Raw genomic sequence first — 13,853 nt, 5'->3', positions numbered from 1 at the left:
CTTACAGTTTTCTCTCACAATGACGATTTTGACTGTTATAATTTCACTTTCAATTTTACAAAGCCTTGATGGCTTTGGTATTGCTTCTGTAAGTGGCAGTGATACTCTAAAGTCACGCTTATATTACCTTTTTCAGTTAAAACGCTAGCACCGATATTATAGCCGACTTTAGGTTGCTTCGGTAATGCGATAGTTTCATTAACTTCTCTATCTTTCCATTTTACTTTAGCATTAAGCTTTTTACTCTTATTGTTAAAGTAATTTTCTACAGAAACTTGAAGTGCAGGCGTAATACTTAAGCCTTCAGCTATCTTTTGTGGGGCTAAAGCTACCTTAGTGCCTAAAATACCGCTCCATAAATGCTGCTTTTTAGAAGCAATACTCAAATGCTGAATACCTACATCGCTTTCTTGATAAGAACCGTATTTAGAGTGACCGTATCTTATATACTTCTTTAACTTGAAAAGTTGGAAAATGAATATTTAGATGAGCGAATAATCAATGTTCTTATGGATAATTAATATCTAATACTACCAATTCTTCAGGTAAAAGAAGTATATAGGTTTGTTCATAGAACGTCAATATGGAGTAATCTATACATTAGCTGGGGTAATCAAGCTGTTACACAGACTTGGTTTTAGTTATCAGAAACCTAAGTTAATTCCTGGAAAAATAGATTTAGCTAAGCAAGAGGAATTTAAGCTGCAATATAGTTTGCTAAAAAATAATTTAGCTAAAGATGAGTCTATTTATTTTATGGATAGTGTTCATCCTCAATACCAAACTCGAGCAAGATTTGGTTGGATTAGAAAGAATGTAGTTAAAACATTACCAAGTTTCAGTGGTTGGAAGCGTAAACATATTATTGGTGCTATTAATCTTAAGGATTTAGAGGTAGTAACAACTGACAATCCTAAGGTTAATGGTGATTATATTATTGAATTTTTAAAGAAATTAGAAGCAAATAATCAAGATAAAAGTAAGATTTATTTGATATGCGATAATGCTGGATATCATAGGTCAAAAAAGGTAAAAGAATATCTACAATACGGTAAAATAGAGTTACTATTTTTGCCAGCATATAGTCCTAATTTGAATCCAATTGAACGACTGTGGAAATTTATGCATTCTGTTGTAAGTAACAATAAATTTTATGCGAATTTTGAGACATTTACTGATTCTATACGAATATTTTTTGAAAATATTGAAAAATATAAAAATAAAATTTCTTCATTGGTAAATGACAATTTTCAAACCATTGTGCCTAATCATTTTAACAACTCTTCATGTTGAAGAAGTATATTACCTGTTAAATCAACAACTTCAACACCGGCTGCACGTGCTTCTCTTCTTTCTCTAGCACCGTTAAGTACAGGAGCAGCTGCTTGAAGTTTATTGACTTCTATTATTTCGTTATTGAATAATCTTCTTTCCCCTGGCATAAGATCATCAAAAAGATCGCCGAAATCTTCACGAGCTTGAATCCCTCTTATAATATTAAGCTTTTGTGTAGGGACTAATGCTTCATACTCAGGAGTATGATTCAATATATCATAGATCTCTATATCTGCTCTTGCTTCTCGGACCATAGCAGTCATGATTGCCGCGTTAGCACAGCTAAGTAAGAATAATTTTGTAAGTTTAGAATTTATATTTTTTGTCATAATATCTAATTCCCCTTTAATAAATATTAACAATTACTTAAAATATTAATGTTTAATTTGTTATTAAAGATAATAATACACGAAAAAAATATTATATCAAGAAATTTATATTGATAGGTTATAAGGTAGGATAGTAGCGTAGATTTTATATGATAATTTAATATTTATAACAATCGTAATGTTTAATTTTTGTTAACGATTAGTTAATTTATTAATGCCTTGTGGTGCATTATATGATATTACTTCTATACATGCAAGCTATATTATTAAAATTTTCATTATTTGTAAAATGCTTTATAATGATTGTTACACAATGTCATTCCTAGCTAGAATAACACAAAAACTACACAACAAATTACTAGGTACATAAATTGTCTCTCAAAACCAAATTACTTTTTATTACAATTAGCGGCATTATAATATTATATTTTGCTATTTCTCCTGCTCCATTGCTTAAAGACATAAGCTTCTCACAAAGAGTATTTGACCGAAGCGGCGAGTTAATGCGTATTTCGCTTTCTAAAGACGATAAATATAGGATATTCACACCTATAAGTGAAATACCGGCAAGTTTTATAGAAGCAGTATTGTTATATGAAGATAGACATTTTTACAAACATTTCGGCATTAACCCCGTTTCTTTAGCCAAAGCTTTTGATTCTACTTATTTACAGAATAATCGTAAAATAGGCGGCTCTACTATAACAATGCAAGTAGCACGTTTAAGATACGGAATAAGCTCTTCTACTATTCTTGGTAAAATCCATCAAATCATTAAAGCTATTCATGTAGAGCTACATTATTCAAAAAATGAAATCCTAGAAGCTTATCTAAACCTAGTGCCTTACGGTAGTAATATTGAAGGGATAACAGCAGGCAGTTATATTTACTTCAATCGTGACCTAAAAGATTTAAATTTGCTCGATATTCTAAGCCTTGCAGTAATCCCACAAAATCCTCTTAAAAGAGGCGGGAATGATATTAATATTTTTAAAGCACGTAAATATCTATTTACCGAGTGGCTAACGACTCACCCACAAGATATTATTTATAATAAGTTAATTAGTTTGCCGATTAAATTTAATCAAAATAAAAATCTTCCTTTTATTGCACCGCATTTCACTTTAGATATCCTGGCAAATAATGATAGTCCTATTATACGTACTACTATAGATAAGAATCTGCAAACTACTATAGAAAAGCAAGTCCGGCTATATATTAATAACCTGAAAAAATACGGCATTAATAATGCTTCCGTAATTCTTATTGATTTTACTACTATGGAAGTGCTTGCAAGCGTTGGTTCAGGTGATTTTTTTAATAACGATATTTGCGGACAGATTAACGGCACTAAAAGCCATCGATCTCCAGGCTCAGCTTTAAAACCGTTTGTCTATGCACTGAGTTTTGATCAATCGCTAATACATCCGTTAACTTTACTAAAGGATACGCCTACTTACTACGATCATTATAAACCTGAAAATTTTGATAGCAGATTTACAGGAGGATTAAGTGCTAGAGAATCGTTAATAAAGAGCCGTAACGTACCTGTAATATTTCTGGCGTCTAAGTTAAAAAACCCGCATTTTTATGAGTTCTTACAACAAGCAAAAATTAGCGGCTTACGAAAACCTGAAAATTACGGCTTATCTATAGTACTCGGCACAGCAGAAATTACTCTTGAAGAGTTAACTACTCTTTATGCTATGCTTGCTAATTTCGGTACTTATAAACCGCTTAGGAAAGTATTGGATTCTACTATGTCACTCCCACTTTCCTCTATGTCATTCCTGCAAAAGCAGGAATCCATAAAAAATAACCTAAATGTTAGAACAAAAATTTCATATGATTTACTGGATTCCCGCTTTCGCGGGAATGACATAGGAGAGGACAGGTATGACGCAGGAAAGGACAGGGATGACACGGACACCCTACTATTATCCCCCGAGGCAAGTTACTTAACACTTGATATTATAAAAGATACGACTCGTCCTATTACCTATAACAATACAAAGTATAACTTACCGATTTATTGGAAAACAGGTACTTCTAGCTCATTTAGAGACGCACTTAGCGTAGGCATATTCGGAAAATACGTACTTGCCGTTTGGGTTGGAGATTTCAAAGGGCAAACTCACGGAACATTTACAGGTAATATTTCTGCGGCCCCTTTATTCTTTAATGTTATAGAATCAATAGCCCAACCAAATAAAGATGAGGATTTAATCCTTTCAAAAATTAATGAACTAAATATTACTAAAGTAAAAGTTTGTGCAGATACGGGAGATATCGATAACGATATGTGTCCGGTTAAAGCAGAAGCCTTATTCATTAAAGGCAAATCACCGATAAAACAATCCGGTATTTATAGAAAAATGTTGATAGATTTAAAAACCGGTATGCCTGCTTGCAACTTTATTAAAGGACAAACAGAATATAAAACAGTAAATTTATGGCCGACGGATATGCTTTCGGTTTACCAAAAAGCAGGAATACATATATTACCGAAACCGATACCCACAAACCATTGCAATAGGTTGATAAATTGGCATCATCAGAAACCTAAAATTATATACCCGTTAAGAAATTCCATACATTCAATTAAAGATAGTGATAATATTACTTTTAGTGCGATTAGCGATAATAAAACCAATAACGTTTTTTGGTTTGTAGATAATGAATTAATAGCAACCGCAAAATCAAACGAACCTGTAATATGGAAAGCAAAAACCGGTGAATTTATTATTAGAGCTACCAGTGATAGCGGCGAAAACGACAGTATAAAAATTTATATTAAAGAATAAATTAGTGGTTATATATGAAATCTAAAATTCCCACAGGACTTGATATTAAATCTTTAACAGAAGAAGAAACTGCTCTTGATTCTTTAAAAGAAAATATTCTAAATGGATTGACTGAAGTTAATTATTCACTAATACAAGCAGGAAAAACATCAGAAGCTACAGTAGTAATAGGATTACCTTATAGCGGAAAAAGCACATTTTTAAATGCTCTTGAAAACAACCTCAAGATTATCAAAAACGGTGAAGAATTTACATTTGATAAATTATTTGATTTTGAAACAACGCCGGAAATTAAGCATAAATATGAACCAGTTAAATATACTTCTTCAACATGAAGAGTTGTTAAAATGATTAGGCACAATGGTTTGAAAATTGTCATTTACCAATGAAGAAATTTTATTTTTATATTTTTCAATATTTTCAAAAAATATTCGTATAGAATCAGTAAATGTCTCAAAATTCGCATAAAATTTATTGTTACTTACAACAGAATGCATAAATTTCCACAGTCGTTCAATTGGATTCAAATTAGGACTATATGCTGGCAAAAATAGTAACTCTATTTTACTGTATTGTAGATATTCTTTTACCTTTTTTGACCTATGATATCCAGCATTATCGCATATCAAATAAATCTTACTTTTATCTTGATTATTTGCTTCTAATTTCTTTAAAAATTCAATAATATAATCACCATTAACCTTAGGATTGTCAGTTGTTACTACCTCTAAATCCTTAAGATTAATAGCACCAATAATATGTTTACGCTTCCAACCACTGAAACTTGGTAATGTTTTAACTACATTCTTTCTAATCCAACCAAATTTTGCTCGAGTTTGGTATTGAGGATGAACACTATCCATAAAATAAATAGACTCATCTTTAGCTAAATTATTTTTTAGCAAACTATATTGCAGCTTAAATTCCTCTTGCTTAGCTAAATCTATTTTTCCAGGCATTAACTTAGGTTTCTGATAACTAAAACCAAGTCTGTGTAACAGCTTGATTACCCCAGCTAATGTATAGATTACTCCATATTGACGTTCTATGAACAAACCTATATCTCTAGCATACACATAATTATTATTTTCTAGATGAACTATTAACTCTGCTTCCTCCTGTCTAGTAAGTTTACTATCACTACCGCCATTTCCAGGCTTAAGCTTCTGAGCATTATGATAATCTATTAAATGTTTTCTTATCCCTCCCCATCACTCAGTAATAACACTTTCGATATCTCATCAATACTATAGCTATCATCATACGTGAGAACAGCTTTGATTCTATCACAAATCCTCTTATCCCTTTCGCTTCTATGGTAAAGCTTTAATTCTTCTTTTTCTACTGATGTTAATTTTCTATAAATCCATTCTTACTTAATAACACTTGCTGACTTCTTTGACAATTTTTCATTTACTAGAGGTATATATATGTCGTCATTGTAAGAAAGCGTTGTTGTATGGCTCAGAAAAAGCGTACAATTTCATTCTTAGCAACGGCAGGAATCCAGTTTTTTCTCTGTCATCCCGTGATTTATTCACGAGTCTAGGAAAAAAAATAAAAACCTGTACCCCGTGGTCAAGCCACGGGGTGACATTAAGGATTACTGGATTCCTGCCTAAGTGGGAATGACATCGAGCCACGCAACAAAGCCGAATAAATCACGGGATGACACAGAGAGAAATAATAAGTCATACAACACCCGTGCCGGTCACATCAAAACAGTTTCTTTAATCCTTTTTGTAGCAGCTTATTTACAGGGTCTGCTTGTTGGTTTTCCTGCGGAGGGCTGTTTTGTTCCTCTGTATTTGTATCTTTTTTCTTTCTAAGACCTAAAGCATCTTTAATAATATTTTCAGGTTTCTTCTCTCCGCTTTTTAAGTCTTTAATAACTCTATTAAATACGTTTTTAACTAAATATGTCTGAAAAGCTTGAATATCTAATTTATGCTGCGGGTTATTTATGAATCCGTATAATTTAACGGCTATAGGAGGTAAATCCCCAATAGTAACGCTTGCACTAATATCCATCATATATTGTGGTAAGTTAATTTGACCGCTTGCATTTGCTTTGGCCGGCGCGGCATCTAAACTACATTCATTTAAATTAAGCTTGCCACTAGCTATATTCCCTCTGGCAATTAAATTTTTGAAAGATGTTGATCCACCGCTAAAAGAGCTGTTAATAAGCCGTAACACTCCTTCGGTATTTTTAGCATTATTTACCGAATCTGCGCTTCGGTTTAAGTCAAACCCGCTTATTTTTCCGTTATCACTATTTACGTTAAATTGTCCGCTTAGATTATTAACATATGTATAAACGCTATTACCGTGAGAAGTAAGATCCGTTTTAAAACTTAGTCGTCCATCGGTTATTTTTATTTTACCCGATTGCGGAGTTAAACTTTTGAGATAGGCATTTTTTAAATCAATTTTAATTGCAGCTTCTTGATCTTTTCCTGAACTCACATAACCGGTGCTACTTAGTTCGCCCCCGTAAATGCTCGCATTAACTGAAGTAATATTCAGCGTGTCACCGGTGATATTTAATTTTGCTTTTAAATTATTTATGATTAATGAGTCATTAGTTAGTTTATCAATATTTGCGGATAATTGCCCTTCAATTTCATTTAAAAACCCTAAATTAATAGGGTTATTTGACCAAGGAGAATTATTTTTAGCTGTAGGTATGTTTTGAGTAGCAGGACTACTAGTTTTACTTGGAACAGTGGTAGGGCTATTACTTGCAAGAATTTTATCTAAATTAACTAAAGGACTGTATAAGTTAAGATTAAAATTTGGCTTCTGAACTGCTAAATTAATATCGCCTTTAATAGATATATTAGTATTAAAAGCAGATATTTTATTATTAATATGGAAAGTATCTTTAATTTTTTGTACTTCCCCGTTTAACTGCAATACCCCAATCTTACTTAAATTACTTACTCCCATAAGAGACATAAACGACTCAAAATTATTAATTTTTAGATTGTGAGAAATAGTTATATCTTGTGCTAAGTTTTTAAGCTCAATATCTCCTGTTAGATTACTATTTGCAGCAATTAAAGTAATATTTTGTAATTTTATTGTTTGAGAATTACAAATTACATTAGAAGTAACATTCAGTTTCTGGTTAATAATAGGAGGTAATTTATCGGTCTTTAGCTTTAGAGCATCAAGTATAGGTTTTAAACTATCAGCTTGTAGCATAATATTTGTCTTATCTAAATTAGAGCTAATCTCGGTTTTAATGTTACCGGGATTGATAATAATATTTGATTTTAGGTTATTACGTTCTATATCATAATTTGCATTTGCTAGTAATTCTATATTTGGATAATTAAGTCTAGCATCTTTTATAGTTATATTTTTATTATCGGCAGTAATTACCGTAGTTAGATCATAGTCATTTTGTAAATCATCCGGCATACCTAAAGCTTTAGTATTACCTTTAATATTTGCGTTACCTATAAAAGAATTATTTTCGCTATCAAAGTTCCCTTCGATTTTAATTTTTTCACCGACAAGATTAATATTAGCCCTTAACGGAATTATTTTTCCTATTTCTTCAATATTTCCCTCTATATTTATCTGTTGTTCCAAAGCATTTAAAGCTAAAGTAAAGTCTATAGGACCTTTAAGGCTTTTAATTTTAGTATCTAAATTAATATCGTTAAATATTTTCTCGCTATTTTTTTCTCTATATATTACTTTGCCGTTTATTATTTTAAGATGACTAATCAAAATAGGAAGTTCTAATTCACTATTAGCATTAGTAGATTCTGCAGAACTAATGTTATTTATTTGGGGGTTATTATTAGAGGTAGGTGTAGCAAATTGCCAATTTTTTTGTCCGTTATTCAAAACTTCTAGATTTATAATAGGTTTTTGCAGTTCTATAGAAGCTACTTCAATTGTTCCTCTAAAAAGAGGAAAAAGCTTTAATGACGCTTTAGCATTTTCAACGGAAATTAGATGAGGTTCTTTCGTGCCGTCTATTGATGATAATTTAATTTCTGATAGTGATACTGCGGGATTTGGTAGTAAAGATAATTTTATATCGCCGTTAATAGTTAAATCTCTATTTGTAGCCTCTTTGACTTTATCTATTATTACTCCTTTATAATTATTTAAAGGAATAAAGAAAGGAATAATAATTAATAACAATATTATACTTATAAATATAATAAGTGAGTATTTTAAAGTTTTAGGCATAGAGTTTAACCTTCTATTTATATACATATATTGATTATAGTATTTAAGGCTTAATTGTCAAATTCATATAATTTACTCCATTAAGTATTACTCGATGTCATCCCGCGACTTGATCGCGGGATCCAGTTTAAAATACTAAAATTGTTAGTATTTTAAGTTGTTTTTTAGATCCCGTGGTCAAGCCACGGGATGACATCGAGTAGGTTTTCCAATCCATGCAACAATGCCCCGCTTTTCGCGGGAATGACATCGGTGCTCAAATTTCTCTTTGATAATTTAAAACGACATAATCTTTAGTTATAAGAGGGAAAAACCCTTTATTGAAAGGTAATAATTCGGTTGTTTGATCTAAAAATTCTATTTCAATTATGTCACCGGCACCAAAATTAAGAATATTGTTAATTTTGCCTATTTCTTTATGATCTTGGTTTAATACCGGTAAATGATTTAAATCCGCTATATAAAATTCATCTTCTTCTAGTTTCGGTAAACTTGCTCTCAAGCAAAATAGTTTATAACCTTTTAAATTTTCAGCCTCATTTCGAGTAGCTATATCATTAAATGTACAAATTAATTCTCCTTTGGCATTTTGGCTAATTAGCTTAATATGTATATCTTCTCCTGACTCATTTACTAAATTTCTTTCAAGTATTTTTGTAGCAGGTTCGGTAAAAGATTTTAAAATTACATGACCTTTAATTCCGTGCCATGATTTTATTACACCGACTAAAATTAAATTTTCTAAAGAATTCATTAATTTACCTTTAAATTTTGATAGTTATATATAATAATATATTTAAAAACTTTTTTACAGACATGATAAAAAAAATAGCTGACGGCATTATAATTTGTTTCTCATTATTGTTATTTATAATCTTTGGTGCATTATCTTTTGTTAACTATAATTCGGTTACCAATAATCTTACCAGTCATTTAGGAATTGCGAAAGAAAATATCGGCAAAATAAAGATGAATAAATTTCCTTTGCCCTATTTAATTATTGAGACGATAAAGGAAGGAGGAGAGTTAGATTTAGAGCAGATTAAAATTCATTTTTCGTTGTGGTCGCTTATAAAATTTAATCCTAAAATTAATAAAATAGACATATTAGATGCTAAATTTTATTCTAATGCTAATGTATTAAATATTTATAATCATGAAGAGTTAATAAAGAATTTCTTTAAATATAAATTACAAAATATAAATCTAAATGTTACTAATCTAAGTATTATTAATAAACAAGACTATTCGATTTTAAATTTTAATAATTGTATATTAAAAAAAGAAAATGCTTTATCATCTAATTACATATTTAAAACTACAAGTAACTACATAGGTAAAATTTCAGGTTCAATTAATAAACGTGATGATATAGTAGATTTTAGTCTTGATATTGATAATAATGATTATGGTTTTAAGCTATCGCAAATTTACAAAGATTTTAAGCTTACTAGCGGTAGCGGTGAATATCAGATTAAAAATTTAGCATTGGTAATGTATAATATGTTACCGGATTTAAACTATCTTTTTAATAAATTTAATCAAAATGAGGCAGTAAACGTTAAATTTAATATTTCAAATAATGAAGATGAAATAGAGCTAAAAGACATAGTAATAGCATCCTCTTTTATTACAGGTAATGGATTTGTTAACATTGCTAAAAATGATAATATTACTACTAATGTGAAATTAGATTTTCCTAAAATAGATCTAAGTTCGTTAATTTCTCCAAATGCAGAGGTAACATTTAATACTTCTTCTTCAAATATTAGATTTATTTTTGCTGACAAATTGCTTAAAGCAGACGTAGCAATTAACGAAATAATTTTAAGTAGTAATGAAGCACTAGAAAAAATAGTCTTTTCTTCTAACTTATCAAAGGATACTTTAAAGATAAATGAACTTTCAGGTAATATTAAGTCAGGTGGAGAATTTAAGCTTACAGGTAATGTAACACAGAATGCCGTTAGAAGTATGTTTGATGGACAGCTATATTTAAAGCACAATGATATAAATTCGTTACTGAATATTTTAGGCTTTAATGATGTTACTATTAAAGAAACTATTCCTTTTAGCTTGTCGTCGGATTTAAAACTCACTTTAATAGATTTATTTTTTAAAAATTTATTACTTAAAACGGACAATTTAAATTTATCGGGAAATTTTTCTAGTAAATTTATTGCTCAAACACCTCGTTTAGATGCTACGCTTAATATATCTTCACTTGACTTAAGCGGTAGGACGTATCCGATAATTTCGCCTCTTATCGAATTTACAAAAAATTTAACTAAGGATATGAAAACTTTAGATTATCCAAGTAAATTTATTCCTATTAGAACAATAGGATATTTAGCTAATTTAGATATTTTGATAGATAGCGTTAAGTATAATGATCATGTATTTGACAAAATGAATTTGCTTGCTAAAATCGTACCGGCTAATATAAAAATTAGTAATTTAGATTTTAAAACCGCGGGCAGCTATTTATCAACTAGCTGGAACTTGGATGCTTCAAGTGTATTACCGTCTTTGACCATAGAAATTAAGGACGGTAATCTTACTACTGATTTATTATCACCGGCAGAAATGCTTAATTTAAGAAATAACTTAATAAATGATTATAGTTTAGATAAAGCTACATTGCAATTTTACGGCACATTATCAACATTATCACAAAATAATTTAATATTAAAAAATGTTAAATTTTATGTAGCAAATAATAATAATCTATTACAATTTAATAATATTGAAGCAGAATTATTAGGCGGTAAGCTTCAAGGTAGTGGCAATATTTTATTAGAACCTTATTCTCTAAATTTCGTATATGCTTTAAATACAATAGATTTAAACAAAGTTTCGGCTCTTATGCCTAAAATATTTGCTGCAAGTAGCGGAAAAGTAAGTATAAGCGGTAGTTTAGGGACTAACGGTAACACTCTTCAAAGCCAGCTATATAACCTTACTACAAAATCACAATTTGCTATAAACAATATAGATGTTAATAATTTTGCAATTGATTCTTTTATAGAAAAAATTAATACAGATGATTATAAAGTACAAAATTTAGATAAAGATATAAATAGTGCTATAACCACAGGACAAGAAAATATTAGAGGCATAAGCGGTGATATTGAACTACAAAAAGGTATTGCCCTTTTAAAGAAAGTAAAATTTGCAACACAATATAGTAGCGGTGCGGCCTCTTTTGCAGTTAATATATATAATTTTGATATGGATGCATCTAGTATTTTATCATTTTACGTACCGGCAAGGCTTGTTAAGTTAAATCCCTCAAATACAAGTTCCGATAAAGATAGTTTGGCACATCTTAATATAAAAATGCAAGGGAGTATTTTTGCTCCTAAGAAAACTTTTGATAGTAGTGAGCTAAAAAAATTACTTATACCACAAACAACTGAAAACAAAACTACTACAGATAACCATTAAAAAATAAAAATAAATGACTAATACTAAAACTTTAGAAGAAAATATTAGCTTTGAAGAAGCTTTAAAAGAGCTTGAAGAAATTGTTAAAAAAATAGATAACGGACAAGAGAGTCTAGAGATGGCAGTTAATAGCTTTGAAAGAGGTATTTTACTTAAGAATCATTGTGAGAAAAAACTAAAAGAAGCTCGGTTAAAAATTGAGAAAATTACTAAACTTGCTGATTCTATGGTGGTCTTAGAAGAGACGGAAGTGTAGCTTACAAGGCATTGCCCGTGTGGACCGGTAAATGCTCTCGATGTCATTCCTGCTTTCGCAGGAATGACATCGATATCCAATGCAACAACACCTTGCGAGCAGCCGTAGGCTGTGTGGATCAATTTCACCTCTGTCATACCGTGACCATGGTATCCAGTAAAAATACTAAAATATTAGTATTTTTTATTGTTTTTATGGACCTAGTTAGCAAGCCACGGGGTGACACAGTGGGTTTTATAGGTCCACGTAACAATGCCAGCTTGTAATGACAAAAAAACTGTTACACGCAAGCAAGCCTTTCGTGGGAATGACATAACGTAAAAATTAAGATGCGTATGCTTAATCATATAAATTGACTTTATCTATACCGTTCCTAATATTGTTTTGATGAGTTTTTGTGCGGGATGTTTATATTTAACAAAATACATTATTCCTAATAATTTTCAAAAGGAAGAGCTTGGAAGTCTTGGCGGGTTTTTATCAGGTGTAGTCGGTAGTATGTATACTTCTTCAACATGAAGAGTTGTTAAAATGATTAGGCACAATGGTTTGAAAATTGTCATTTACCAATGAAGAAATTTTATTTTTATATTTTTCAATATTTTCAAAAAATATTCGTATAGAATCAGTAAATGTCTCAAAATTCGCATAAAATTTATTGTTACTTACAACAGAATGCATAAATTTCCACAGTCGTTCAATTGGATTCAAATTAGGACTATATGCTGGCAAAAATAGTAACTCTATTTTACTGTATTGTAGATATTCTTTTACCTTTTTTGACCTATGATATCCAGCATTATCGCATATCAAATAAATCTTACTTTTATCTTGATTATTTGCTTCTAATTCCTTTAAAAATTCAATAATATAATCACCATTAACCTTAGGATTGTCAGTTGTTACTACCTCTAAATCCTTAAGATTAATAGCACCAATAATATGTTTACGCTTCCAACCACTGAAACTTGGTAATGTTTTAACTACATTCTTTCTAATCCAACCAAATTTTGCTCGAGTTTGGTATTGAGGATGAACACTATCCATAAAATAAATAGACTCATCTTTAGCTAAATTATTTTTTAGCAAACTATATTGCAGCTTAAATTCCTCTTGCTTAGCTAAATCTATTTTTCCAGGAATTAACTTAGGTTTCTGATAACTAAAACCAAGTCTGTGTAACAGCTTGATTACCCCAGCTAATGTATAGATTACTCCATATTGACGTTCTATGAACAAACCTATATCTCTAGCATACACATAATTATTATTTTCTAGATGAACTATTAACTCTGCTTCCTCCTGTCTAGTAAGTTTACTATCACTACCGCCATTTCCAGGCTTAAGCTTCTGAGCATTATGATAATCTATTAAATGTTTTCTTATCCCTTCATCACTCAGTAATAACACTTTCGATATCTCATCAATACTATAGCTATCATCATACGTGAGAACAGCTTTGATTCT

General features: G+C 30.4%; 12 protein-coding genes and 2 pseudogenes. 7 read left to right on the top strand and 7 right to left on the bottom strand.

Annotated elements, in window-relative coordinates:
- Window positions 1-35 precede the first annotated feature (35 nt).
- Window positions 36-446 carry an autotransporter outer membrane beta-barrel domain-containing protein gene (locus AC5584_RS01705; protein WP_499217090.1) on the bottom strand — a complete coding sequence of 137 codons (411 nt, stop codon included), beginning with the start codon at window positions 444-446 and terminating at the stop codon, window positions 36-38.
- Between the two features lie 118 nt (window positions 447-564).
- Between AC5584_RS01705 and AC5584_RS01700 the strand changes: the two genes are divergently transcribed.
- Complete coding sequence (locus AC5584_RS01700; RefSeq protein ID WP_499216639.1) at window positions 565-1,293, top strand: IS630 family transposase; 729 nt, start codon at window positions 565-567, stop codon at window positions 1,291-1,293.
- Here the strand turns inward: AC5584_RS01700 and AC5584_RS01695 are convergent.
- Window positions 1,290-1,589 (bottom strand): annotated as a pseudogene (locus AC5584_RS01695) (cell surface protein); the annotation flags it as partial. The gene AC5584_RS01700 and the pseudogene AC5584_RS01695 sit on opposite strands and share 4 nt — an antisense overlap.
- A gap of 446 nt (window positions 1,590-2,035) precedes the next feature.
- Here AC5584_RS01695 and pbpC point away from each other — a divergent pair.
- Together pbpC and AC5584_RS01685 are read left to right on the top strand one after the other, a co-directional pair.
- On the top strand, window positions 2,036-4,468 hold the full coding sequence (pbpC, locus tag AC5584_RS01690; protein WP_499216638.1) for a penicillin-binding protein 1C: 2,433 nt from the start codon (window positions 2,036-2,038) through the stop codon (window positions 4,466-4,468).
- 14 nt (window positions 4,469-4,482) lie between these two features.
- Window positions 4,483-4,803 (top strand): hypothetical protein, encoded by a 321-nt coding sequence (locus tag AC5584_RS01685; protein WP_499217103.1) that lies wholly within the window; start codon window positions 4,483-4,485, stop codon window positions 4,801-4,803.
- On the opposite strand, the gene AC5584_RS01680 is transcribed toward AC5584_RS01685, so the two are convergent.
- Entirely contained in the window at window positions 4,795-5,655 is an 861-nt protein-coding gene (locus AC5584_RS01680) for an IS630 family transposase (protein ID WP_499217089.1), read from the bottom strand. The two genes, AC5584_RS01685 and AC5584_RS01680, sit on opposite strands and share 9 nt — an antisense overlap.
- A 265-nt stretch (window positions 5,656-5,920) precedes the next feature.
- On the opposite strand from AC5584_RS01680, the gene AC5584_RS01675 reads away from it, so the two are divergent.
- Entirely contained in the window at window positions 5,921-6,100 is a 180-nt protein-coding gene (locus AC5584_RS01675) for a hypothetical protein (RefSeq protein WP_410527605.1), read from the top strand.
- 84 nt (window positions 6,101-6,184) lie between these two features.
- Here the strand turns inward: AC5584_RS01675 and AC5584_RS01670 are convergent, their stop codons facing one another.
- The 3 genes from AC5584_RS01670 to rimM all read right to left on the bottom strand — a co-directional run bounded on the left by AC5584_RS01670 (window position 6,185) and on the right by rimM (window position 9,437).
- A complete protein-coding gene (locus tag AC5584_RS01670; RefSeq protein WP_499217088.1) occupies window positions 6,185-8,683 on the bottom strand; it encodes an AsmA family protein in 2,499 nt (832 codons plus the stop codon).
- Between the two features lie 127 nt (window positions 8,684-8,810).
- Window positions 8,811-8,933: a palindromic element RPE4 domain-containing protein gene (locus AC5584_RS01665; RefSeq protein WP_499216637.1), complete on the bottom strand. Its 123-nt coding sequence runs from the start codon at window positions 8,931-8,933 to the stop codon at window positions 8,811-8,813.
- A gap of 6 nt (window positions 8,934-8,939) precedes the next feature.
- Window positions 8,940-9,437, bottom strand: coding sequence for a ribosome maturation factor RimM (rimM, locus tag AC5584_RS01660; RefSeq protein WP_499216636.1), 498 nt, complete (start codon window positions 9,435-9,437; stop codon window positions 8,940-8,942).
- A 62-nt stretch (window positions 9,438-9,499) separates the two neighbouring features.
- On the opposite strand from rimM, the gene AC5584_RS01655 reads away from it, so the two are divergent.
- The 3 genes and pseudogenes from AC5584_RS01655 to AC5584_RS01645 all read left to right on the top strand — a co-directional run.
- Window positions 9,500-12,130 carry an exodeoxyribonuclease 7 small subunit gene (locus AC5584_RS01655; protein ID WP_499216635.1) on the top strand — a complete coding sequence of 877 codons (2,631 nt, stop codon included), beginning with the start codon at window positions 9,500-9,502 and terminating at the stop codon, window positions 12,128-12,130.
- Window positions 12,131-12,143: 13 nt separating this feature from the next.
- Window positions 12,144-12,386: an exodeoxyribonuclease VII small subunit gene (locus AC5584_RS01650; RefSeq protein WP_499216634.1), complete on the top strand. Its 243-nt coding sequence runs from the start codon at window positions 12,144-12,146 to the stop codon at window positions 12,384-12,386.
- A 387-nt stretch (window positions 12,387-12,773) separates the two neighbouring features.
- Window positions 12,774-12,902, top strand: a pseudogene (locus AC5584_RS01645) (bestrophin-like domain); the annotation flags it as partial.
- Here AC5584_RS01645 and AC5584_RS01640 read toward each other — a convergent pair.
- Window positions 12,897-13,850 carry an IS630 family transposase gene (locus AC5584_RS01640; RefSeq protein ID WP_499217087.1) on the bottom strand — a complete coding sequence of 318 codons (954 nt, stop codon included), beginning with the start codon at window positions 13,848-13,850 and terminating at the stop codon, window positions 12,897-12,899. The pseudogene AC5584_RS01645 and the gene AC5584_RS01640 sit on opposite strands and share 6 nt — an antisense overlap.
- Between the last annotated feature and the right edge of the window lie 3 nt (window positions 13,851-13,853).

Source organism: Rickettsia endosymbiont of Villa modesta, from assembly GCF_964026485.1.
GTDB classification, from domain to species: Bacteria; Pseudomonadota; Alphaproteobacteria; order Rickettsiales; family Rickettsiaceae; genus Rickettsia; species Rickettsia asembonensis.
The sequence above is the reverse complement of the archived record's forward strand: the minus strand, read 5'-3'. Positions and strand labels throughout refer to the sequence as shown.